General features: G+C 67.5%; 13 protein-coding genes. 9 read left to right on the top strand and 4 right to left on the bottom strand.

The annotated features are described in order from the left end of the window. Window positions 1-14 precede the first annotated feature (14 nt). Window positions 15-8114 carry an SdrD B-like domain-containing protein gene (locus tag QRN67_RS21210; RefSeq protein WP_285413435.1) on the bottom strand — a complete coding sequence of 2700 codons (8100 nt, stop codon included), beginning with the start codon at window positions 8112-8114 and terminating at the stop codon, window positions 15-17. Window positions 8115-8341: 227 nt separating this feature from the next. Between QRN67_RS21210 and QRN67_RS21205 the strand changes: the two genes are divergently transcribed. From QRN67_RS21205 to QRN67_RS21195, 3 genes are all read left to right on the top strand, one after another. After that, window positions 8342-9178, top strand: a complete 837-nt coding sequence (locus QRN67_RS21205; RefSeq protein WP_106935867.1) for a response regulator transcription factor — start codon at window positions 8342-8344, stop codon at window positions 9176-9178. A gap of 10 nt (window positions 9179-9188) precedes the next feature. After that, window positions 9189-11474, top strand: coding sequence for a sensor histidine kinase (locus QRN67_RS21200; RefSeq protein ID WP_285413434.1), 2286 nt, complete (start codon window positions 9189-9191; stop codon window positions 11472-11474). 74 nt (window positions 11475-11548) lie between these two features. Then, window positions 11549-11959 carry a PaaI family thioesterase gene (locus QRN67_RS21195; protein ID WP_081269567.1) on the top strand — a complete coding sequence of 137 codons (411 nt, stop codon included), beginning with the start codon at window positions 11549-11551 and terminating at the stop codon, window positions 11957-11959. Here the strand turns inward: QRN67_RS21195 and QRN67_RS21190 are convergent. Together QRN67_RS21190 and QRN67_RS21185 are read right to left on the bottom strand one after the other, a co-directional pair. Then, window positions 11922-12950 carry a lysylphosphatidylglycerol synthase domain-containing protein gene (locus tag QRN67_RS21190; RefSeq protein WP_285413432.1) on the bottom strand — a complete coding sequence of 343 codons (1029 nt, stop codon included), beginning with the start codon at window positions 12948-12950 and terminating at the stop codon, window positions 11922-11924. The two genes, QRN67_RS21195 and QRN67_RS21190, sit on opposite strands and share 38 nt — an antisense overlap. 20 nt (window positions 12951-12970) lie before the next feature. Continuing rightward, window positions 12971-13162, bottom strand: a complete 192-nt coding sequence (locus tag QRN67_RS21185; protein ID WP_285413430.1) for a hypothetical protein — start codon at window positions 13160-13162, stop codon at window positions 12971-12973. On the opposite strand from QRN67_RS21185, the gene QRN67_RS21180 reads away from it, so the two are divergent. Then, the gene (locus QRN67_RS21180; RefSeq protein WP_285413429.1) at window positions 13161-13295 is read left to right on the top strand and encodes a hypothetical protein; all 135 of its coding nucleotides are present in this window, start codon (window positions 13161-13163) and stop codon (window positions 13293-13295) included. The two genes, QRN67_RS21185 and QRN67_RS21180, sit on opposite strands and share 2 nt — an antisense overlap. A 560-nt stretch (window positions 13296-13855) precedes the next feature. On the opposite strand, the gene panD is transcribed toward QRN67_RS21180, so the two are convergent. Next, complete coding sequence (gene panD, locus QRN67_RS21175; protein ID WP_285413614.1) at window positions 13856-14257, bottom strand: aspartate 1-decarboxylase; 402 nt, start codon at window positions 14255-14257, stop codon at window positions 13856-13858. 171 nt (window positions 14258-14428) lie between these two features. Here panD and QRN67_RS21170 point away from each other — a divergent pair, with 171 nt between their 5' ends. The 5 genes from QRN67_RS21170 to QRN67_RS21150 form a co-directional block, all read left to right on the top strand. Next, window positions 14429-16318, top strand: a complete 1890-nt coding sequence (locus tag QRN67_RS21170; protein WP_285413428.1) for an ABCB family ABC transporter ATP-binding protein/permease — start codon at window positions 14429-14431, stop codon at window positions 16316-16318. Window positions 16319-16346: 28 nt separating this feature from the next. Next, complete coding sequence (locus QRN67_RS21165) at window positions 16347-17117, top strand: SDR family oxidoreductase (protein ID WP_285413427.1); 771 nt, start codon at window positions 16347-16349, stop codon at window positions 17115-17117. 750 nt (window positions 17118-17867) lie between these two features. Then, window positions 17868-18083 (top strand): MbtH family protein, encoded by a 216-nt coding sequence (locus QRN67_RS21160; RefSeq protein WP_285413426.1) that lies wholly within the window; start codon window positions 17868-17870, stop codon window positions 18081-18083. Window positions 18084-18210: 127 nt separating this feature from the next. Continuing rightward, a complete protein-coding gene (locus QRN67_RS21155; RefSeq protein ID WP_285413425.1) occupies window positions 18211-22503 on the top strand; it encodes a non-ribosomal peptide synthetase in 4293 nt (1430 codons plus the stop codon). 146 nt (window positions 22504-22649) lie between these two features. Then, window positions 22650-24037, top strand: a 1388-nt coding sequence (locus tag QRN67_RS21150; protein WP_285413424.1) for a condensation domain-containing protein, incomplete at its 3' end; no start/stop codon positions are given.

Below are 24037 nucleotides of genomic sequence, written 5' to 3'. Positions count from 1 at the left end.
TGCGAAGGGGCGGTTCATGGCTTGCCGCCCTCCGGCGTGGCGGCGGGCACCAGTTCGACCTCGACGTCGAGGTTGAACAGCGGCGGCGCGTTGCCGTCGGCGCGGGCGCGCTGCTCGCCCAGCTGCTTCCAGCGCGCGAGCACCGCGGCCTTCACCGCGTCGGTGCGCTGGCGGCCGAGCGATGCGGGCTCGCCGGGCGCGGCGCGGTAGGCCAGCCGCAGCACCGATGTCTTCTCCGCCAGCACGCTCACCGTGCGGTCGAGCTCGGGCACGAAGCCGGCGCGCAGCGCGGCGCCGCCGTCCTCGAAGGCCGCGCCCTGCAGCGCGAGCCGCACCACGCGGTGCACGGTGGCGCCGAAGTTGATCTTCAGCACCTTGCCGCGCGTGGCGCGCTCGGCCGCCGGGTTCTCGCTGGTGGTGCGATAGCCCGAGGGCAGCGTGCGCTCGTCGAGCTTCAGCACCAGGTTGCTGCCGGTGCCTTCCTTCGGAATGGCGGCGCAGGCGATGTGGTAGCGGCCCTCGGCGTCGGTGGTCACCAGCACGCCGTTGACGGTGGCGATGCGCACGTTCGCGATGCCGGGCTCGCCGTCGTCCTGGTAGCCGTTGGCGTTTTTGTCGTCGTAGACCTTGCCGATCACGTCGGTGCAGTCGAACAGCGCGTCGGGCACCACGCGCACGGTGGCGGTGGCCAGGTTCGACAGCGTGCGGCCGCCCACGCCCTGCGTGGCGACGACCTGGTTGACGAACTCTCCCTCGCCCACGCCGACCCCCACGCCCGCGACCATCAGGTATTCCTTGGTCTCGTTGGGCGCGAAGTTCTGGCCGGGCACCACCAGCTGGCGGCCGTTGAGCTGCGGCACCACCGGCAGCGCCACGCCACCCGGCAGGCTGCGCACGGTGAGCGAGCCCGGCACGTAGCGGAAGCCCGGCGGCAGCGTGTCGACCACGGCCACGCCCGGCACGGGGTTGCCGCGCGTGTTGCGCGCCGTGATGCGGTACGGCAGCAGCTCGCCCTTCTTCACGGTGAGCTTCGAGGTGGTCTTGCGCAGCTCGATGAGCGTGGCGTCCGACGGGTCCAGCGGGATGTTGTTGGCCACCACGTGCTGGCCGCCGCCGCCCGGCATCTGGAACACCATGTAGTAGCCCGCGCCGGGCACCAGCGCCGCGCCCGGGCTCACCACGCAGGGGTTGGTCTGCGAGGGCGCCGGGCCGTTGGGCGGCGGCGAGCACGACTGCGTGCCCAGCGCGCCAGCGGCCGCCGGGTAGATCGACGACGGCAGGTAGTTGCCAGGCGGCGTCACCACCAGGCGGTACTCGCCGGCCGGTGCGCCCGGCAGCACGAAGAAGTCGTAGTAGCCCGACGGGCCGGTCGTGTAGCTGTCGCGGCCGTCGAACAGGTGCTGCGCCGGATCGAAGCCGGGCGGGCCCACCAGCCGCACCACGGCGCCGGGCACGGGCGTGCCGCTGACGCTGTCGTACACCACGCCGCCCGGGTCGTACGGCAAGTCCTGCTTCTGCACGTTGGCGCCGGGGTTCACGCGCACCTTGATGGTGAAGCGCGGATCGCTCGGCGAAGGCGTGGGGTACGGGCCGCCGGCGCCGTTCTGCGATGCGTCGGTCGGCCACACGCCGCCCACGTAGCGGCCGTCGGGCGAGCGGAAGCGCACGCGGTATTCGCCGGGCACGAGGTCGCCGAATCGGTAGCCGCCGTCGGCCGCGGTGGTCACGCTGTAGAGCACGGTGGCCGCGTTCTCGGCGCAGGCGTTGCCGCCGTCGGCGCAGCGCAGCAGCTCCACGGTCCAGCCTTCGCCGTTGCCCTCGCCCGAATCACGGCTGCGGTTGTGGTTCTGGTCGAACCACACGTTGCCGGTGAGCGAGGCGGGCTGGCTGCTGTGCTCGGTGAAGTCGTAGCCGGTGCCGCGCGCGTCGAGCCCCGTGATGTTCACGCGGATCTGGTTCGGGCCCTGCGCGGTGCCGCCCAGGGTGCCGGGCACGGCGATGCCGTCCTCGTAGCCGGCGGGCTGCGTCTCGGTGACGGTGTAGCCGCCGCTGCCGGGCAGCGGCAGGCCGGGCAGCTCGTAGCGGCCGTTGGCATCGGTGACGGCGGTGCGCGTCACCGGCTGGCCCGCCGCGTCGGTGCCGGTGAGCGTGATGGTCACGCCCGGGATCGGCAGGTCCTGCGGCTCGCGCGTGCCGTTGCGGTTGGCGTCGTTGTAGACGGTGCCCGCCAGCGATGCGCCGCGCTCGCCGAAGTTGTAGTTGTCGCCGTTGCCGCCGCGGTACGCGATGGCGCCGATGACGTCGTTGCCCAAAGTGCCGCTGGGCACGCCGTCGAGCGTGCCCACGGCGTCCAGGCCGTCGGCATAGGTCACGGGCTGCGTCTCGCGGATGGTGTAGCCCGCGGCGTCGGCCGGCAGCAGGCCGGTGAAGACGTAGCGGCCGGTGGCGTCTGTGACGACCGTGGCGTTCACCGCCAGGCCGCTGGCCGAGCGGCCGGTCAGCGTCAGCGTGACGCCGGCAATGCCGGGCTCGCCGGCCTGGCGCACGCCGTCGTTGTTGTTGTCGACGTACACCCAGCCCGCGATCTGGCCGCCGCGCTCGCCGAAGTTGTAGTCGATGCCCACGTCTTCCGACACCAGCGCGATGCCGCCGAAACGGTCGTTCACGTTGCCCGGGTTGGCCACGCCGCGCGCAGCGCCGTTCACGGTGCCGAGCGACTCGGGGCCATCGGCCACGCCGGCGGGCTGCGTCTCGTCGACCTGGTAGGTGCCGGGCACGAGCTTGTCGAACAGGTAGCCGCCGTCGGCGCCGGTCTGCACCGTGCGGTCCACGGCGTTGCCCAGGAAGTCGGTGCCGGTGACGCGCACCGTGGTGCCGGCGATGCCGGGCTCGCCGCTGTCGCGCACGCCGTTCGACGGCGCCACGTCGGCATACACGTAGCCGGCCAGGCTCGCGGGCTTCACGGCCGAGAAGTTGTTGCCGGCCGAGCCCGCGCCCACCGCGCCGAGCACGATGTTCTGGATCACGTTGGCGGTCGAGCCGTTGGGCCCGTTGCTCACGCCGCTGCCGCCGGTGGGCACGCTGCCCGCCGTGCTGCCCGCGCCGCTCACGTTGCCGGCGCGCGTGATGCCGGGCTCGTAGCCCTGCGGGCGCGTCTCGGTCACGGTGTAGCTGCCGGGCGCGAGGTTCGGGAAGCTGTAGTCGCCGCTGGCGTCGGTGGTGGTGGTGCGCGTGACGCTCTGGCCGTTGACGTCGGTGCCCGTGAGCGTGATGGTCACGCCCGCGATGCCCGGCTCGCCCGGCGCGTTCTGCGCGCCGTTGCCGTTGCGGTCGTAGTACACGCGGCCCGAGATGCCGCCCGGCAGCAGCTCGCCGAAGTAGTACTCGCCCTGCACCAGCGGCACGTTGGTGCCCGAGACGGTCACGCCGGTGATGGCGTTGCCGCCGGCCTGCGGCGTGCCGGGCAGTGCGTTGTTGTTGGCCTTGCCCGGCGCATAGTTGGCCGGCTGCGTCTCGGTGATGGTGTAGCCGCCGGCGCCCGAAGGCGGCACGTTGCGGAACTCGTAGCGGCCGTCCACACCGGTGGCCACCGCGACGATGTTCACCGGGTTGCCCGCGGCGTCGGTGCCCGTAAGACGCAGTTCCACGTTCGGGATGCCGGTGTCGCCTGCCTGCGGCACGCCGTCGTTGTTGGCATCGACGAACACGCGCACGCTGATGCGGCTGAGCAGTTCGCCGAAGTCGTAGCCGGTGGCGTTGACGTTGGAGCGCAAGGCGATGGCGCTCACCACGTCGTTGCCCAGCGTGCCGCCGGCCGTGCCGGCCGCGTCGCTGCCGTCGGCGAAGCCCGCGGGCTGGGTTTCGGTCAGCGTGTAGTTGCCGGGCGTGAGATTGGCGAAGGCGTAGTTGCCGGTGCCGGTGGCCGTGGTGGTGGTCTTCGACACCGCATTGCCGAACATGTCGGTGCCGGTGAGCGTGACGGTCACGCCTGCGATGCCAGGGTCGCCCGCGCTCGCGGCGTTGCTATAGTCGGCGTCCTGGTAGACGCGGCCGGCCAGGCTGGACGCACGCACTTCGCCGAAGTTGTTGGCCGACGAGGTGCCGCCCGTGCCGAGCACGATGTTGTCGATGCGGTTGGCGTTGGAGCCGTTCGGGCCGCTGGTGACGCCCGCGCCGCCGGTGGGCACGCTGCCTTGCGCGCTGCCCGCGCCGGTGACGCTCCCCGCGCGGGTGATGCCCGGCAGGTACGCGGCGGGCTGGTCCTCGACCACGTTGTAGGTGCCGGCGGGCACGGTGAAGCCCCAGTTGCCGTTGCCGTCCGTGGTGGTGGTGAGCAAAACGGCATTGCCCAGGTAGTCGGTGCCAGTCAGGCGCATGGTGACGCCGGCGATGCCGGACTCGTCGGCATCGACCTGGCCGTTGCCGTTCAGGTCTTCATACACGCGGCCGGACAGCGCGCTGTTCTGCACCGTGACCCGGCCTTCGTTGAAGTTGTTGCCGGCGTTGGGGTCGGCGCCGCCGTTGGTGTCGCCCGAGCCGGTGGTGACGATGTGCGCGCGGTTGACGATGTCCGTGCCGTTGGCCGGCGGATTGCCGCTGGCGAAGCGCACCGGAATGCGCACGGTGGCGGTGCCGTTCGCGGGCATCGACGTGATCGCGCAAGTCACCGCCGTGCCGCCGGAGGCGCCGGTGCAGGTGGGCGCCGCGGGCGTGAAGCTGCCGCCGGTCACGGTGAACACGGGCGTGCCGTCCAGCACCAGGGCCGCGGGCAGCGTGTCGGTGAAGCTGGTGGTCTCGGCGCTGTCGGGGCCGTTGTTGCGCAGCTGCACGAACCAGTCGAAGGGCTGGCCCGACGACGCGGTAGTCAGCGGCGTGCTGGTGCCCTTGACCACGGCCGCCTTCGAGACCACCTGCACGTCGGCCTTGAAGCGGAAGGTGGTGTTCTCGGCCACCGTGTTGTTGCCCTGCACCGCGTCGTAGACGTTGCGCGCGGCGTCGAAGAAATCGACCTTGGCGTTGTTCTGAAAAGTACCGCGCGACACGCCGCGCAGCACCACGCGGAACTGCAGCGAATTGATGTCGCCGGTGGCGGTGGCGCCGGCGCCGCCGAGCGTCGGAATGGTGAACACCACCTGTCCGCCGGCCGAGCCGATGGCCGCGCCGCCGGCCAGCGCGAAGCTGGTGCCTGCCGGCGCATCCGCCGGGATGCTCACCGACACCAGCGTGGGCGCTGCCTCGCCGTTGGGGCCGGGCAGCGGCAGCAGGTCGATCATGCGCACGTCTTCCGCGGTCGACGCGCTGTTGTTCGACACCGTGATGGTGTAGCCCACGTCGTCGCCCACGTTCACGGGATCGACGTCGTCGCGCTTGGTGACCACCAGGTCGTACACCGGCGCGGTGATCGTGGCCGGCACCGACGCGTCGTTGTTGGCCGTGCTGAGCTCCGGCGTTGCCGTGGAGATGTGCACGTTGTTGGTCACCGTGGTGCCGTTGAGCACGTACAGCGGACGCACGCGCACCGTGACGGTCTGCTGCACGTTGCGGTCGAGCGAGGTCCAGGCGCACTCGAGCTGGTTGTTGGTGGTGCCGGTGCCGGTGGGTTGCGTGGTGCTGGGCTTGGTGGTGCAGCTGCCGCCGCCCGAGGCGTCGGCCGAGATGAACATCAGCCCGGCCGGCAGCGTGTCGACCACGTGCACGTCGTAGGCGCGGCTGAGGCTGCCCTGCGCCAGGCTCTGGTTGCGGGCCGTGAGCGTGTAGGTGAGCAACTGGCCGACCGGCACCGAGCCGGGGCTGGCCGACTTGGTGACCGTCACGTCGCTGCGCGCGGTCAGGTAGGCGGTGGTGCTGCCGTCGTTGTTGGCCAGGTTGGGGTCGGCCGGCGTGGCCGCCACGGCGCGCGCCGTGTTGTTGATCTGGAAGCCGTGGTCGGTGGCCGATGCGCCGTTACCGTAGTGCCGGGCGACGACCTGGATGACCGGGCACAGCGGCAAGGCGCTGGCGGGGTCGGTGCTGGCGCGGCAGACCGGCAGGGTCGACAGCGTGCAACCGGAGAGCGAGGCGTTGCCGAAGCCGCCGCCGTTGGCCGGCAGCGCGCAGGTACCGCTGAAGGTGCCGGCGTTGGCCGTCTGCGAGACGCTGCCGGCGCCGATCACCTGCGCGAAGGTGTCGGTGACGACCACGCTCTGCGCCTCGGAGGGGCCGTCGTTCACCACCTCGATCTGCCACGTGACGTCCTGGCCCGCGATCTGGCGGTTGCCGGCGCTGTCGCCGATGCCCACCACGCGCTTGAGCACCCGCACGTCGGCGGCGGTGGCGTTGTCGTTCACGCCGGTGCCCAGGCTCGTGCAGTCGTTGCCGGTGTTGGCGTCGGGGTCGGCGCCGAGCGTGGGCGCGGCGGCGGGCAGCGCCACGTTCACGCACATGGTGTTGACGACCTGGCCGCCAGCCGGCGGCAGCGCCGGGATGGTGGCGTTCACGATGATGTAGCCGCCGTTGCGCGCGCTGCTGCCGTTCGACTGGTCCACGCCGATGTCGGCCGTGAGCGTGCGGGTGCAGGTCACCGTCGCGGGGCCGGGCACGGGCACGGCGGGCGTGGGCACGACGGTGGCGCCGCCCTTGGTCACCGTGCAGGTGTAGCCGTCGCGCTGCGTGACGCTGTTGATCTGCACGCCGGCAGGCACGTCGTCCACCAGCTGGATGGTGCTTCCCGCCAGCAGGCGCGTGCCGCCCAGGTTGGTGCTGCCGACCTGGTAGTCGAAGGCCTGGCCCAGCGGCACGTTGTTCTGCGGCCAGCTGCGGCGCTTGTCGGCGCGGAAGTCGGCGGAAGAAGGCGCCACGTCGACCGGCACGCTGCCGGTGGCCGAACTGACGATGGGGCCCGTCGCGTTCACCGTGGCTTCGTTGACGACGCCGGTGCCGGCAGTCATGGCGATGACCGGCACCAGGATGTCGCCGAGCGCCACGCTGGCGCCGTTGTTGCCGCCGATGTTGCTGCGCGTGCAGCTCACCGTCTGGCCGCTGACGGAGCAGCTCCAGCCGGCGGGCGGGTTGATCGGCGTCTGGATCGCGAAGTTGGCGGGAATGGTGTCGGTCAGCGTCACGCCGGTGGGCGGGCTGCCGCTGAAGCTGGGGCTCAGCTTGAAGTTGAAGCGCTGGCCGACCAGCACCTGGCCGCCGTCATGGCTCTTGGCGAGCGCCAGCACGTAGCCCGCGGTCACGGTGGTATTGGCCGTGGCGCTGTTGTTGGTGGAAACGCCGTCGCCCACGGAGCCCGCCGGCGCCACGGCCGGCTGGTGCGTGATGGTGGAGCCCGCGCCCGCGGTGACCACGCCGTTGATGCTGAAGGTGCGCGTGTTGCTGCCAGCCGTTGCCGGCGTGGCCGGCACGTTGCAGGTCAGCTGGCTCCCGCTGACCGAGCAGCCGGACGGCAGGTTGGTGTTGGAGACCGTCAGGCCCGTGGGAATGGGATAGGTCAGCGTCGAGCCGGTGCTGGTGTCCGGGCCGTTGTTGGTGACCGTGAAGACGATCGGCACCGTCGAGCCGCTCGGCGCGGTGACGGGCGCACTGATGGCCACGGCCACGTCGGCGCCCTGGTTGACGGTGATGGCCTTGGTCTCGCTGGCGCCGCCGCCGCTGGGCGTGGCGGTCACGGTCAGCGTGCCCTGCGTCTGCGTGCGCAGCAGCACCTTGAAATCGAGCCGCTCGTTGGCCGCGAGCGTGATGCCCGAGCAGGTCAGCGTGCCCTGTCCGGCCGAACCCACGGCCACATCGGCAGTGCAGGTGCCGGAAGGGACCGCGGAGGTGCCCATGTAGATGGCGTTGGCGGGAATCGTGTAGGTGAACGAGGCGCCCGGCGCGCCGATCGGCAGGCTGTCGGAGTCGGCGACGGTGACCGTGCTGGTGACCGTGCCGCCGGCGGGAAGAATGTCGGGGTCGTGGACCAGGCTCGATATCTGCGGCACCGCGTGCGCGCCCGCGGCGAGCAGCAGCCCCGCCAGCGGTACGGCAAGCCTGGCCAGCGTGCGCCGCCAGCGCCCCGAAGGCGCCTGCGCGCAGGTGGAGAACAGGTCGCGTCGCACCGACGCGACCGGCAGATTCGATGGGGTGCTGGACATCCCGTCCCTCGTGATGGCTCTGATGGACCGGGCACCGACCATTTACAGGTGCGCCGCTCGATGCGGCGAGGTGCTCCGGAAAGTGCGGGAGTCTCGAAGCGGAGAGCGGGAGCCGCTTTTGGGATTCAGGACAAAAGGTTTGTTTTGGATGACATTTGTTTACGAATGCAACGTAACGTGAACTTAGTCACATGGCATTTCAGGCCCGCTCCCATACGCTCGGTGGCATGTCCTACTGGTCGACCACACCCCCCCGGCGCGCGCACATCCTTGTCATCGACGACAACATCGAGGAGCTGCAGTTGCTGCTGGGCGCGCTGCGCGGCGCGGGCCACCGGATCAGCCTTGCGTTCGATGCGCTGCAGGGCTACCGCCGCGTCACCGCGCTGCAGCCCGACCTCGTGCTGCTGGACGTGCGCATGGGCACGACCGACGGCTTCACGACCTGCAGGCTGCTGAAGGCCGACAGCGCGACCGCGCACATTCCGGTGATCTTCCTGACCTCGTCGAGCGCCGTGGACGAGCGGATCGCGGGCCTGCGCGAAGGCGCGGTCGACTACATCCTCAAGCCCTTCGAACCCTCCGAAGTGCTGGCGCGCGTGGCGGTGCACCTGGCGCTGGCCAGCAGCAGCAGCCATGCGCAGGCCTGCATGGCGCAGGCCGAGAGCGTGCTGGAGAACGCGCGCTCGGACAACGCCGACCGCGTGATCGCGCAGGCGGCCGAACGGCTGGTGCTGTCCAACCTTGCGAGCGTGCCCGCGTTGCCCGAGCTTGCCGCGCGCGTGGGCACGCACGAGAAGCGGCTGACGCGCGCGTTCCGCGAGCAGACCGGACGCACCGTGTACGAGTACGTGCGCGAGATGCGGCTGGCCGAAGCACAACGCCTGCTGGCGGCCTCCGCGCTCAACATGGAAGAAGTGGCGCATGCGGTGGGCTTCTCCGGCGCGGCCAATTTCTCGACCGCGTTCCGCGAGCGCTTCGGGCTCACGCCCTCGTCCTATCGCAACGCACGAGCGGCTCGGCCCATGCCGACGCCGACACGGGCGCCGGCGCCGTCGGCCTGAGGCGGCGGCGGTGGCGATCCGCGGCATCACCGCCGCCTTGCTGCTGTGCGCGGCTTCCTGGCTCGCGGGCCCGGTGCACGCGGCCACGCTGCGGATCGTCGATGCAGCCGCGCTGCCGCTCGTGCTCGACGAAAAAGTCGAGCTGCTCGAAGACCCCGGCGGAATGCTCTCGCGCGAAGACGCGGACGCCTCGACCCGCTTCCAGCCCGGCACGCATGCGCAGATGCGACAGGGCTTCAGGAACTCGGCCTTCTGGCTGCGCCTGGGAGTGGTGAACGACACCGGCACGGTGCAGCCGCTGCGCCTGGTGCTGAACGCCACCTGGCTGCAGCACGTCGACTTTCACGTGCAGCGCGGCAACGGCACCGCGGCCGCAGGAGCTGCGTGGGTGCACGAGCGAGCCGGGGTGTCGGTGCCGCTGCACGGCGAACGGGACCGCGTGCCCAAGCTGTCGCTCGACCTGCAACCCGGCGAGCAGGCGCGCCTGCTGGTGCGCGTGCAAAGCCACAGCAACCTCAAGTTCGCCCCCCAGCTCTACACGGCCGACGGCTGGCGTGACGCCGAGAGCAGCCATGCGCTGCTCGACGGCCTGCTGATCGGCGGACTGCTGGTGCTCGCCGTGTATTCGCTCACGCTGTGGCTCATCTCGCGCAACCCGCTGATGGCCTCGCAGAGCCTGGGCTTCACGCTGGTGGCGCTGTACGAGGCCACCTATCGCGGCCATGCACGGCTCGCGCTGTGGCCCGACAGCATCGACTGGAGCTACCGCGCGGCCGGCGTGATAGCCGGCTGCAGCGTGCTGAGCCTGCTGCTGTACCTGCATGTTCTTTCACACCGCGGGCCGGTGCGCCCGCCGGGGCTGCCAGTCATCGCGGTGCTGGCCGCGAGCCAGGTCGTCGCGGTGCTCGGCACGCTGCTGGGGCCGTACGCGCCCTTCGCGCGCCTCGGCAACCTGACCGTGCTGCTGCTGGTGATCGCACTCACCGCGAGCAGCTTCGTCTACATGCGGCGTGCCGGCCCGGGCGGCAAGCTGGCGTTCCCGGTGATGACCATCATCATGATCGGCGTGTGCCTGCGCCTGACCGAGCTTTCGCTGCCCACGCACATGCTGCCCGGCTTCGACGCCTATGCACTGGGCTTCCCCGGCATGCTGGTGGGCCTGGTCGCACTGTCGTCGTGGACGCACCATCTGTCGCGCCAGCGGCAATCCGCGCAGCGCACGCTGGTGCTCTGGCAGGCGGAAGAACAGCAACGCCTGCGCGACGAGGTGGCGCTCAAGACCCACGCGCTGAACGCCGCGCTCGAGCAGGCCGAGCACCAGGCTCGCGAACAGACGCGGCTCATGGCCTACGTGAGCCATGACCTGCGCGCCCCACTCGCGACCATCATCGGCCACGTGCGGCGGCTGCGCGAAGAAATGCCGCAGCCGCCGCAGCGGCTGCAAGCCATCGAACGCAGCGCGACCTACCAGCTCTCGCTCATCGACGACCTGCTCGACTATGCGAAGGGCGAGCTGCTGCCGTTTTCCTTCGAGCTGCGGCCGGTGCGCCTGCAGGCGCTGATCGACGACATCGCCCAGTACGCCGACACGCTCGCACAGCGGCGCAACAACGCATTCGAACTCGAGGTGCAAGGCGCGCTGCCGCATACGGTGCTGATCGACAGCAAGCGCTTTCACCAGCTGCTGCTCAACCTGCTGTCGAACGCCGCGAAGTTCACGCAAGGCGGCAAGATCGGCCTGCGCGTGCGGGCGCGGCCGCGCGCCGACTCCTGGCGGCTGCAGTTCGAGGTGTGGGACAGCGGCAGCGGCATCGACCTGAACGAGCAGGCGCACATCCGCCAGGCCTTTGCGCAGGGCGCGCCCAGCGCGAGCGGCAACGGGCTGGGGCTGGTCATCGCGCGGCGCATCGTGCAGCACATGGGCGGGCGCCTGCTGCTCATGAGCCATCCGAACCTGGGCACGCGCGTGCGCTTCTCGGTGATCCTGAAGGATGCGCCGGATGAGCCGCGTTCGGTCGCCACCCAGGCACCTCCGCAGCAGCCTCAGTCGTCGCGCCTGCGGCTGCGCCGTCCGCCGACGCCCGTGCCGACCGTCGCGCCGTTGCCCGCCGCGGTACGCGCCGAACTCGAGGCGTTCGCGCGCGACGGCCGCTGGACCGACCTGCACGAATGGGCCGACCGGCTGGCGGCGGCCGATTCAGGCCACGAAGCGCTGGTCGATGCGGTGCGGCAGGCGCTCGACCGGCTGGACTTCGAGCACATCCGCCTGCTGGCGCGCGCGACACCCAAGCTGTGAGTGCCCTCGGCGCGGGCTTTGCACGCGGCGAGGCCTCTGTTTAGCATGCAAGGACCTCATTTTCAGGAGCCTTCATGCACGACATCGCCGCTCTCCAGAAGCTGCTGGACACGCTGTTCCCCGGCCTCATGGGCGTGCGCCTCACGGCGCTCGAACCCGACCGCGTGGTCGCGCAGATGGAAGTGCGGCCCGACCTGTGCACGGCCGGCGGCATCCTGCACGGCGGCGCCTACATGGCCTTCGCCGACACTCTGGGCGCCGTCGGCACCATCGTCAACCTGGCGGAAGGCAAGCGCACGACCACGACCGATTCGAGCACCAAGTTCATCGCCGGCGCGCGGGTGGGCAGCATCGTCACCGGCACCAGCGTCGCGCTGCACCGTGGACGCACGACCATGGTCTGGCAGACCACCGTCACCAATGCGCAAGGCAAGCTGTGCGCCGTCGTCACGCAGACGCAGCTGGTGCTTGAAGGGGCGGGGTGACGTCCTCTGGGGTTTCTTCGGCCGAATGGCTCGAGGCGTAGCGCTCGAGGAACAGGTAGAGCGCCAGGCCACCGGCCAGCGGCAGCAGATAGTAGAGCGCGCGGTAGGCCAGCACCGCGCCCATCAGCACGCCCTGCTTCACGCTGCCCGAGAGCAGCGCCAGGTACACCGCCTCCAGCACGCCGAGTCCGGCGGGAATAGGCGTCAGCACCCCGACGATGGACGCGGCGAGCAGCACGCCCAGCGTGGTCGCATAGGGCACCTTCTGTCCCAGCAGCAAATACATGGCGGCGCCCATCAACGCCCAGTTGGTGGTCGACAACGCAAGCTGCACCACCGCCAGGCGCGCGGCCGGCAACTGCAGGCGACGGCCCCTGAAGCGCCATTCCCGCCCGCGCGCCAATGCGCAGGCCGCGACATACGCCAATGCCAGCAGGATCATCACCACGCCGAGCAGGCGCAGCGCGCCCGCCCCGATATGCGCCTGGCTGGGCGGCACGATGGCCCCCGCCGCGAACAGGCCACCCGCCAGCAGGCCGTAGCCCAGCCAGTTGGTCGCGAGACTCAGGCCGACGATCTGCGCCACCGTGGCATCGTCGAGACCGGCACGCGCATAGAGCCGCGCGCGCATCGCAATGCCGCCGACCAGCGAGCCGAGGTTGAGGTTGAACGCGTAGCTCGTCACGGCGATCGCCCATGTGCGCCAGTACGGCAGGCGATGCCGCAGATGGCGCTTGCCGATCAGGTCGAAGCATCCGTAGAGCGCATGGCTCGCCGTGGCGAGACCGAGCACCGCGAGCAACAGCCAAGGCGAGTAGCGCTGGAGTGCCTGCCACGCGCCGGCCCAGTCGATCTTGTGCGCGTGCGAAAGGAGCAGGCCCAGCACGGCGATGCCGAACAGCGGCAAGGCCCAACGCCTGCAGCGTTGCCAGATCGTGCTGCCTGCGGCGTGCGCAGGGACATCGGCGATGGCGGCCGAGTGGGTGTTCATGGCGACGGCGGCCCGGCGGCTCAGGGCTTGGCGGGCTTGTCGCTTTTCTCGGGCGTCTTGTGCTCGGCGAGTCCCTTGTCGTGGAGCTTGCTGTTGCGCACGTCCTTCATCATGCGTTCGCCTTCGGCGTCACGGCCGTCAGTGGGAACGGACTCTTCTTGCGTGACTTCGGGCTCTTCCTGGTGCGGCGAGCCTTTGCGGATCTGGGACATGGACATCTCCTCGGTGATGACAGAGTTTGTCGAAGGCCGCGATGCCCAGAGCGCCGTCCATCGGCGATGGCGGATGCAGGACATTTGCCATTCCGGCGCCGCGCACAGCCTGTTTTTGAAGGGGGAAATGTGAAGGCGGAAATTGAAAAAGCCCTTGATCCAGTAAAGGAGCAAGGGCTTTGAATTGGTGGCCTGGGGCGGAATCGAAAAATCGTCCGCACCCCGTGTCAACACTCACTCTCGCCAATTTGCCCTTCTTGCCTGGTACACCTTTGGGTACACCAAACTGGTCAACGGAAACGGGTCGGTTTTCGGCTACGAACCAACGACACTCGACCTCCGCGTCGGCATTATCCCACTTGCGTCGAGTTGCTCCGCGAGCATCCGTCTTGGGCCGCAGGCCTGAACAGCACGGCGACCGAATCTGGCTACGGTCCACTGATGAGTCAAGCGCGGCCCCCTCAAGCTGCCGATCAGCGCCCGGAGCACACCGGGTCTGGTCGGTGGTTCGGCCAACGAGGCTCCTCGTTGCAAATGAAGTGTGCGGAGTAGGTGGACATGCTTCGCCACTATCGCGCGCGTCGCGCTACAGGAAGCCCATCTCTTGTCACACGCTCCTCGACGAGTCTCTTGCGTGTTGAAGACCGGTCACATCGCGCTACGTCATGTGCCCCAAACAAAAGCCTCCGAGACTCAGGCCAGTGCAGGCTCACCCGAAGCCTGCTGCACCGGGATGTGCGCACGCTCTTCCTTGATGCGATTTGCGCTGTCCACGAACACCAGCTTCGGCAGGTGCCCCGCCACGCGCTCCTCCGGCACCAAGCCAAAAGCGGCAATGATGAGCAGGTCCCCCACGGAGGCCCGGCGTGCAGCAGAGCCATTGACCGAAATGATGCCGCTGCCGCGCTCACCACGAATGGCATAGGTCACGAAGCGCTCGCCGTTGTTGATATTCCAGATATGCACCTGCTCGTTCTCGGCGAGATTCGCAGACTCAAGCAAGTCCTCGTCGATGGCACAGGACCCTTCGTAGTGCAGTTCGCAATCGGTGACGGTGGCGCGATGGATCTTGGATTTGAGCAATGTTCGGAACATGATCGGGGAAACTTCCTTGAAGATTTCTGAGTCCATTGCCGGCCAGGCTGATAGCGTGCTTCGCCACGCGCGGGCAGGCGGGCCGAGTGTAGGCAGGCTTCCGATTCGGGGCAATCGCAGATTGCGCATCGCACGTGGGCACAATTGAAGAACAACAATTCAGGCGCCTACATGCAAAGCACCGACGCAGAAAAATCGTCTGTAGTTCTTTCGACTGATTTTGCGATCAAGCAGGCCCAACGCTCCGATTGGGAAACGCTTCGCCGCCTCATTCCCTATCTGTGGCAATACAAGTGGCGCGTGCTCACTGCGCTCGCCTTCATGATTGCAGCCAAGGTGGCGAATGTCGGCGTGCCGGTGCTGCTCAAGGTCCTGATCGATGCCGTCACGCCCAAGCCCGACGTCAAGCAGGTCCTGTTGGTTGTCCCGATCGCCCTGCTGTTGGCGTACGGAATGCTTCGCCTTTCGGCGACGCTTTTCGCCGAGCTGCGTGAGTTGGTGTTTGCCAAGGCTGCGGAGGGAACGGCCCGCAGGATCTCTCTTGAGGTGTTCAATCACCTGCACTCGCTGAGCTTGCGCTTTCACCTGGACCGCCAGACCGGCGGCATGACGCGCGACATCGATCGTGGCACGCGCAGCGTGCAGGCCCTGATATCGATGACGCTCTACAACATCGTGCCCACATTCGTCGAACTGGCGCTGGTACTGTCCATCCTGGGCGTGAAATTCGGCTTGTTCTTCATCTGGATCACGCTGGGCGCACTGGCGCTGTACATCTGCTTCACCGTCGCTGTCACCGAGTGGCGCACCAAGTTCCGCAGAACCATGAACGAGTTCGCCTCGGTTGCGCAGACCCGCGCAATCGATTCGCTGCTGAACTACGAGACCGTCAAGTACTTCAACAACGAGGACTTCGAGGCCGGCCGCTACGACGCCAGCCTTGACCGCTACCGCAAGGCGGCCGTCAAGAGCCAGCGCACGCTGAGCATGCTCACCATCGGACAGCAGGTGCTGGTGACCGGGAGCCTTGTGCTCATGCTTTGGCACACGACCTCGGGCGTTGTCGAAGGCCGCATGACGCTGGGCGACCTGGTGATGGTCAACGCCTTCATGATTCAGCTCTACATTCCGCTGAACTTCCTTGGCGTGATCTACCGGGAGATGAAGCAAAGCTTCACCGACGTGGACAAGATGTTCATCCTGATGGATGAGAAACGCGAAGTACGTGACGCGCCTGGCGCCCAGGCACTCGCAGCCTCGGATTCCGCCGTGCACTTCGAGGACGTGAGCTTTGCCTACGAGCCCGCCCGGCCGATCCTCAAGCACGTGAGCTTCGAGATCCCGGCCGGCAAGACGGTGGCGGTGGTCGGGCCCTCGGGCTCGGGCAAGTCGACGCTGGCGCGGCTGCTGTACCGCTTCTACGACGTGCAGCAGGGGCGCATCACCATCGGCGGGGAAGACATCCGCGAAGTGACGCAGTCCAGCGTGCGCCGCGCCATCGGCATCGTGCCGCAGGACACGGTGCTCTTCAACGACACGGTCGAATACAACATCGCCTACGGCCGCCCGGGCGCGAGCCGCGAAGAAGTGGAAGCCGCCGCACGCGCCGCGCGCATCCACGACTTCATCGTGGCCACGCCCAAGGGCTATGACACCACCGTGGGCGAGCGCGGCCTCAAGCTCTCCGGCGGCGAGAAGCAGCGCGTGGCCATTGCGCGCACGCTGTTGAAGAACCCGCCGATCGTGATCTTCGACGAGGCCACCTCGGCACTCGACTCGGCCAACGAGCGCGCCATCCAGTCGGAACTGAAGAGCGCCGCGCAGGACAAGACCACGCTGGTCATCGCGCACCGCCTGTCGACGGTGGTCGACGCGCACGAGATCCTGGTGCTTGAAAGCGGCGTGATTGTCGAGCGCGGCACGCATGCCGAACTGCTCGCGAAGCAGGGCCGCTACGCCCAAATGTGGAATCTGCAGAAGATCGAAGGGTACGAGCAAACAATAAGTGCGCCTTCCTCTCCTCCCTCTGCAGAGTCAAGTCACGCACAAGACTGTCATTGAATCCTTACCTACCTGGAATCGCACACCCATGGACCTGACAAAGTTGTTCTCGCTCAAGGGCCGCACGGCGCTCATCACGGGAGGATCGCGCGGCATCGGCCGGATCATCGCGCAGGCCTATCTGATACAGGGCGCCAGGGTCTACATTTCGGCGCGCGGTGCCGAAGACTGCGACCGCACTGCGGCGGAGCTTTCGGAGTATGGAGAGGTTTTCTCATTGCCCGCCGATGTCTCCACGCTGGACGGCGCGCGAGAACTCTCGAATGCCTACGCGAAACGCGAAGACGCACTGGACATCCTTGTCAACAATGCGGGAACGGCCTGGGGGGCGCCCTTTGACGAGTTTCCCGAGTCAGGATGGGACAAGGTGGTGGACTTGAACCTCAAGACACCCTTCTTTCTGACCCAGTGCCTGGCGCCCTTGCTGCGCAAGACTGCGACGCAGGACCTGCCGAAAGTGATCAACATTGCTTCGGTTGATGGCATCTCGGTGGGGCCCCGGGAGACCTATTCGTATGCAGCCAGCAAGGCGGGGTTGATTCAGTTGACGCGATTGATGGCGCTGAGGCTCGCGCCCGAACGCATTGTCGTGAGCGCCATCGCCCCTGGTGCATTCGCCACCGACCTCAACAAGAGCGCGCGAGACCATGGCGACGACGTCGCGGCCTACATTCCCCTGGGTCGCATTGGCACACCCGAAGACATCGCAGGTGCCGCTGTGTACCTCGCGTCGCGCGCTGGCGACTATGTCGTCGGCTCGACATTGATTGTCGACGGCGGAGCCACGCACGCGAGGTGAGCCATCGGACCGATCCGCTTTCTTTGGAGCGACTCGAAGCGCAGATTTCAGGCTGTAGCCGCATGACTGTCGGTTGCTGAGACGACTCCGGACACCGGACGCGCTGACTGACTTGCAACGACGCGCCCACCCGTTTCCATCGTTTCAGCGAGGCGCAGGTCCGTGACTTCTTGCTTCGGATGAATGCGTCGAGCAGAAAGCAGTCGCACCGGTGGCCGTTGGCGCAGCGTGACTCCCGCCATGCCGCAGCAAGGCCGCGGCCGTTCAGCGCACGAAAGAGATCGCCAAAAGATCACCGGTTGGCGCGTCCCCGGATCTGGTCCGGCATCGCCAACCCGCGAATGCGCGCGACACCAGCACTCAGCAAGTCCACATACGCCACGCACTAACGGTTGTCGAGCCAGCGCGTCCGACCAGCACCGGTTCTGCGCAAGCGGCGCCACACAAAGAGTCCATGTAATGAATTTGACCAACAACAAATTCAATTAAGCGCCCACGTCCGGCCCCAACTTCGCAATCCAGCTTGAAAAAACGTCGAAGTAATTTTAATTTATTATTTTCCAGTAACTAATCCTTTTTACTCCCAATTGAGATTGGAAGTTCGCTTTTCGAAATAAGAGAAACGTACACATTGCATCTCCATTCGCATTGTGCTGGAATGTCACATCTAATTGCAGTTACCCCAATTTCCTCCCAGATTTGGTGGCAGGGCACTGGAATCTGGCAGTCGTTTTTCTTGAAAAGACCCCCATGACCAATCCTTTCGATAACAGTGACGCTTCATTTGTGGTTCTGACCAACGACGAAAACCAGCATTCCATCTGGCCCGAATTCATCGAGATCCCTAAGGGTTGGAAAAAGGTTCACGGTCCTTCCGCCAAGAGTGACTGCCTGGAGTTTGTCGAGAAAAACTGGACCGACATGCGTCCTCGAAGCCAGGCCCAGGCGATGGACACCCAGGGATAGGCAGCCGCGGCGCTGCCCCCCCGTTCTTTCCCACAAAAGCTGCGCGGCTCTCCGTCCGGCGCGCCCGTGGTGCGCAGCCGGCCCGGATCGTTTGGCTTTCCCTAAACGTAAGTCAACAGGACCCGATATGGTGTCGACATCTGCAGATGGCTGGCCTCTGTCTTTCGCGCAGCTCGGACTCTGGTTTGAGCGACAGTTCTATCCAAGCCACCCCTCTCACAATGTCGGCGAATACATCGAGATCGCCGGTGCGCTGAATACGGAATTGTTCCTGCAGTGCCTGCGTACGGTCGCCAAGGAGGCCCAGGCGCTAGGCACCACGTTCATCGAGACCGACACGGCGCCGCGCCAGGTCCTCGGCGGAAAGCTCAGCGAGCAATGCGTCAGCTTCGTCGATTTGAGCGGCGACGCGGATCCCCATCGTTCGATGCTCGATGTGATCGGCCGGAGGATGGAGAACTCGCTCTCGCCAACCGATCCCGAGCTCTTTGCCTTCTGCCTGTTCAAGCTTTCAACAGACCGGTTCGCCTGGCACCACCTCTACCACCACATCGTCATCGACGGCTTTGGCTACTCGCTGATCGCGCGCCGCGTCGGCGAGCTCTACACGGCTGCGATCGAAGCGCGCACCGCGCCGCGCGCATGGTTCGAGCCGCTGGGCCAGCTCCTGGACATCGAGCAAACCTACCTGTCCTCGGATGCGTTCAAGTCGGATCGCGATTTCTGGCATGGCTATCTCGAGAAACTCCCTGCACCGACCCGCTTCGGAGAAGGCACGCGCAGCTTCTCGCGCCTGCCGATCCGAAGCAGCCGCCGGATGGAAAAACCGGCGCTCGAGGGCATCGCGGAGCTGGCGCGCGCGTCCGAGACCTCCCTGGCGCGCACTTTGATCGCGGCCGTGGCCGCCTACCTGTTTCGCACCACGGGTGTCCGGGAACTGTCGATCGGCCTGCCGGTGTCGGGGCGGTCCGCCGAGACACGGGCGATCCCGTGCATGATGTCGAACACCCTGCCGATGCATCTGTCGATTGCGCCGGAAATGACGATGCGGGACATCGTCGGGATCGTCGACCGGGAAATCCGCACGGTGCTTGCGCATCAGCGCTATCCGGCATCGCGCCTGTACCTGGATGCCAAGCGGATCAGGGGCTATGGCAGCGACTTCGGGCCCGTGATCAATGTGATGCCGTTCAAGGAAGGCATCTCCTTCGGCGGCCTGCCATCCAAGTCATTCAACACCTCCGCCCGCACGGCGGCCGACATCTCGTTTTCGTTCTTCATTGGCGAAGACAGCAGCGCCGACGTCTACTGCACGGCGAACGCGTCCGCCTACTCGCTGGCGGACGTGCAAGCGCACCAGGAACGGCTGCTGCGCTTCATCGATTCAAGCCTGGCCCAGCCGGCGATCCCCGTCGCGGCGCTGGACATACTGAGCACCGAGGAACGCCAGCGCGTCCTGACGGACTGGAACGGCGCAGCCCTCGGCTCATTTCCCGACACACTGGCGGACCTGTTCGAGCGACAGGTCACGGCAACCCCGCGCGCGCGCGCCATCTCGTTCGAAGCAATCAACCTCTCGTACCAGGAACTGAATCAGCAGGCGAACCGGCTTGCCCACTACCTGAGTTCCCGAGGCATCGGCCCGGACAGCATCGTCGCGCTCGCGCTGCCGCGCTCGACCGAACTGGTGGTCAGCCTCCTGGCCGTCCTGAAGGCAGGTGCGGCGTACCTCGCGCTCGACCTCGACTATCCCGTGGATCGCCTGCGGTTCATGCTCGAGGACGCACGGCCCCGGTGCGTCATCTCGAAGTCCGACGTTACCCATCTCCTCACGGACATGGAAACGCTCGGCGTGCGCCTGGACGACGCATCGCTCTGCGCCGAACTCTCGGCCTTGCCGGCAACGGACCTGACCCACGCGCAGCGCACGCGCGCGCCCAGCCCGCTCGACCTTGCGTACGTGCTGTACACCTCGGGCTCCACGGGACGCCCCAAAGGCGTGGCGGGAACCGCAAGGACACTGCTCAACAGGCTGCGCTGGGACGTGCAACAGGCCGACGAAGCGACGGTGTACGCCCAGAGGACGACCCACAACTTCATCGACTTCGTCTGGGAAGTGCTGATGCCGCTCATCGGCGGCCAGCGCCTGGTGATCGTGCCACCGCAACTCAGCAAGGACGTCGACGGATTGATCGATCTGCTGGCCGCCGAGAAGGTGACCCGGATCGTCCTGGTCCCGTCGCTGCTCGAAGCACTGCTCGAGGACGAGTTCAGGGTCGGCGCGCGGCTGCCGCACCTGCGGTACTGGTCCTGCGGCGGAGAAGCGTTGACGCCAGCGCTGGCCGAGCGTTTCAGAAAGGTGCTGCCGCAGGCCCTGCTGGTCAACCTGTACGGCACTTCCGAATTCTGGGACGCGGCCGGTTGGGTTAATCAAAGCTTCGAGGGCCATGGCCAGCCCAGCGTGCCGATCGGCACACCCTTGCCGGGCGTGCAGGTCTATGTGCTGGACGCCCTGCTTCAACCGGTCCCGCCGGGCGCGGTCGGCGAACTGTTCGTCGCGGGCGCCGGGCTGGCGCGAGGCTACCTCGGTCGCCCCGCATTGACCGCCGAACGCTTCGTGGCGAATCCCTTCGGGGCGCCCGGCGAGCGGATGTACCGCACGGGCGACCTGGCACGCTGGAGTGAAGGGGGCGTGCTCGGCTATCTGGGCCGGGTCGACCACCAAATCAAACTGCGGGGTTTCCGGGTCGAGCCCGGCGAGGTCGAGGCGCAGTTGATCAAGCACCCGCTGATCAAGCAGGCCGCAGTGGTGGCGCGGGAAGACTCGACGGCCGGCAAGCGGCTTGTCGCCTATCTCGTCGCAGACGAGGCGGCGTTGCCCCAGCGCTCGCGCTCCCCGGGGTTCGGCCTCTTCTACTTCGCCGATGCGAATCAGGGCCAGGAGGGTGAACAGCTCTACCGGCTGTATGTGGAGGGCGCGAAGTTCGCGGATCGCAACGGCTTCACTGCCATCTGGACACCCGAGCGGCACTTCACCAAGGTGGCGGCCGCGTTTCCCAATCCGTCCGTGCTGAGTTCGGCTCTGGCCATGGTCACGCAGAACGTGCAATTGCGTGCGGGCAGCGTCGTGCTGCCGCTGCACCATCCGTTGCGGGTTGCCGAGGAGTGGTCGGTGGTCGATCATCTCTCCGGCGGGCGCGTCGGCGTCGCGTTCGCCTCTGGGTGGGTGCCCGAGGACTTCGTACTGGCGCCGGACCATTTCGCCGACCGGTACCAGGTGATGCTCGACGGGGTCGCGCAAGTGCGCGAGCTCTGGCGCGGCGGCACGATGGCCGCACGCAACGGTGCGGGCCACACATCCCAGGTCCGCCTGCAACCGAAGCCCCTCCAGCCGGAGCTGCCGGTGTGGATCACCGCCACCCGAAGCCCCGCCACCTTCGAGGCGGCCGGTCGGATCGGCGCGAACGTGCTGACGGCGCTGCTGAGCCTCACCATCCCGGAGCTGACCGAGAACATCCGGATCTACCGGGACGCGCTGCGCGCCAGCGGGCACGACCCGGACGCGCACAAGGTCACGCTGATGCTGCACACCTTCGTCGGCCCTGACGACGAGACGGCACGACAGGCGGCCTATGAGCCAATGGTCCAGTATTTCCGGGCGCATACGGAGCTGCGCAAGAGTGTGTTCAAGGACCTCGAGGGGAACATTCCGAACCAGGCTGTGGGCGAAGTCGAGGCGGAACAACTCATCGCGCTTGCGGTGCGCCGCTACTTCGGTACCTCCTCGCTCATCGGCGGCCCCGAAAGCTGCCTGGCGCTGGTGCGCAAGCTGGAGAAGATCGGCGTCGACGAGTTCGCGTGCCTGATCGACTTCGGCGTGCCCACGGACGAGGTGCTCGAGAACCTGGCACACCTGGCCACGGTAATGAAGCGCTCGCGCCTGGGCTCGCCGCCCGAGGCGGCACAGATGCCCACCGAGCTGGCCGCCACGCTGCCCGACCACATGGTGCCCGCGCACTACGTCTGGCTGGACGCGCTGCCTCTCACGCCCAACGGCAAGCTGGATCGCAAGGCCTTGCCGGCGCCCCATTTCGCAGCGAAGGAGGTCCGCGCGCCAGGTACACCGCAGGAAGAAACGTTGGCCAGGCTCTTCGCGGAGATCCTGGGCCTGCCGCAAGTGGGCATCGACGACAGCTTCTTCGACCTGGGCGGCCACTCGCTGCTGGCGACACGGCTGATCAACCGCATCCGTACAGCCATGGGTGTCGAGATCGGCATTCATACGCTGTTTGAAGCCTCGAGCGTGGCGCAGTTGGCTGGCAAGCTGGCCGCCGCGCCCAAGGCTCGCACGGCGTTGCGGCCGATCCGGCCGAGCAGCCAGTTGCCGCGACCTACGGTCCAGTACGACAACAGCCTCTGACGCACGAACAGATCGCGTGCTGACGGGTTGCAACGGTTTTGCGCATCACCACGGCGCGCGAAGCGCACGCCCGAGCCCGATCCGTTCGCTGCCGTCCATGCCGATCGTCCGTCTGTTGAAACCCATTACCTAGTTCGGAACCTTCCATGATTCCCCTGTCTTTTGCGCAACGGCGGCTGTGGTTCCTCTACCAGATGGACGGGCCCACGCCCACCTACAACGTGCCGACGGTCGTGCGGCTCGAAGGGCAGATGAACGACGCGGCGCTGGAGATGGCGCTGGCCGATGTGGTGGCGCGCCACGAGAGCCTGCGCACCATCTTCTCGGACTCGGCGCAAGCGCCGGAACAGATCATTCTTGCACCCGAGGCCGCGCGTCCCGTCCTGCGGGTGGAGGCGACCAGCGAGGCCACGCTGGCCCAGCAGATCACCGAGGCCTCCGCCTACGGATTCGAGCTGGACCGTGAAATCCCGTTTCGCGCCTGGCTCTATCACCTGGACGAGGGACAACACGCCCTCCTGCTGCTGTGCCACCACATCGCCTGTGACGGCTGGTCATGGGCGCCGTTGGCGCGCGACCTGTCCACCGCCTATGCCGCGCGCTGCCAGGACAAGCCGCCGGCATGGGAGCCTCTGCCAGTGCAGTACGCCGACTACACGGTCTGGCAGTACGAGTTGCTGGGCAGCGAAACCGATCCCGACAGCATCATCGCGACACAGCTGCGCTACTGGGAGCACACGCTCGCCGGCCTGCCCGAACAGCTGGAGCTGCCCACCGACAGGCCGCGGCCGGCGATTTCGAGCTACCAAGGCCAGCACGTCCCGATCCGGCTTGATGCCGAGCTGCACCGGGGACTGCTGGCTCTGGCGCGCGAAGGGCAGGCCAGCCTGTTCATGGTGCTGCAGGCCGCCCTGGCCACGCTGTTTACCCGCATGGGCGCGGGCACCGACATCGCCCTGGGCAGCCCGATCGCCGGGCGCACCGACGAGGCCCTGGACGATCTCGTGGGCTTCTTCGTCAACACGCTCGTGCTGCGCACCGACACCTCGGGCAACCCCAGCTTCCGCGAGCTGCTCGCGCGCGTGCGCAACACCGACCTGGCCGCCTATGCGCACCAGGACCTGCCTTTCGGGCGCCTGGTAGAGGCACTCAATCCCACGCGTTCGATGGCGCGCCATCCGCTGTTCCAGGTGGCCCTGGTGCTGCAGAACAACGCCCGCGCCAGCTTCGAACTGCCGGGGCTCACGGCGACGAGCTCGCAGTCGATGGAGTCGATCGCCGCCACCTTCGATCTTTCGGTCGAATTGCGGGAGCAACGAGGCAAGGATGGTGCGCCACAAGGCATGACCGGGCGCCTCGGGTTCGCCACCGACCTGTTCGAGCTGGCCACCGTGGAGCAGCTCGTGGTGCGCCTGCAGCGCGTGCTGCAGGCCGTGGTCTCCGACCCCGCACAGCCCATCGGCGCCATCGAGATCCTCACGCCCGAGGAGCGCCAGCAGATCCTCGTGGGCTGGAACGACACCGCCCACCCCGT

It is taken from the genome of Variovorax sp. efr-133-TYG-130 (assembly GCF_030208835.1).
GTDB lineage: Bacteria > Pseudomonadota > Gammaproteobacteria > Burkholderiales > Burkholderiaceae_C > Variovorax.
Note: the sequence above shows the minus strand (reverse complement) of the source record. Positions and strands in the feature narration are given on the sequence as shown.

Excerpts from the sequence above, each read along its gene's own strand:
- QRN67_RS21210 (WP_285413435.1), bottom strand. The coding sequence starts at position 8,114 with ATGTCCAGCACCCCATCGAATCTGCCGGTCGCGTCGGTGCGACGCGAC.
- QRN67_RS21205 (WP_106935867.1), top strand. The coding sequence starts at position 8,342 with ATGTCCTACTGGTCGACCACACCCCCCCGGCGCGCGCACATCCTTGTC.
- QRN67_RS21195 (WP_081269567.1), top strand. The coding sequence starts at position 11,549 with ATGCACGACATCGCCGCTCTCCAGAAGCTGCTGGACACGCTGTTCCCC.
- QRN67_RS21190 (WP_285413432.1), bottom strand. The coding sequence starts at position 12,950 with ATGAACACCCACTCGGCCGCCATCGCCGATGTCCCTGCGCACGCCGCA.
- QRN67_RS21180 (WP_285413429.1), top strand. The coding sequence starts at position 13,161 with ATGGACATCTCCTCGGTGATGACAGAGTTTGTCGAAGGCCGCGATGCC.
- QRN67_RS21185 (WP_285413430.1), bottom strand. The coding sequence starts at position 13,162 with ATGTCCCAGATCCGCAAAGGCTCGCCGCACCAGGAAGAGCCCGAAGTC.
- panD (WP_285413614.1), bottom strand. The coding sequence starts at position 14,257 with ATGTTCCGAACATTGCTCAAATCCAAGATCCATCGCGCCACCGTCACC.
- QRN67_RS21170 (WP_285413428.1), top strand. The coding sequence starts at position 14,429 with ATGCAAAGCACCGACGCAGAAAAATCGTCTGTAGTTCTTTCGACTGAT.
- QRN67_RS21165 (WP_285413427.1), top strand. The coding sequence starts at position 16,347 with ATGGACCTGACAAAGTTGTTCTCGCTCAAGGGCCGCACGGCGCTCATC.
- QRN67_RS21160 (WP_285413426.1), top strand. The coding sequence starts at position 17,868 with ATGACCAATCCTTTCGATAACAGTGACGCTTCATTTGTGGTTCTGACC.
- QRN67_RS21155 (WP_285413425.1), top strand. The coding sequence starts at position 18,211 with ATGGTGTCGACATCTGCAGATGGCTGGCCTCTGTCTTTCGCGCAGCTC.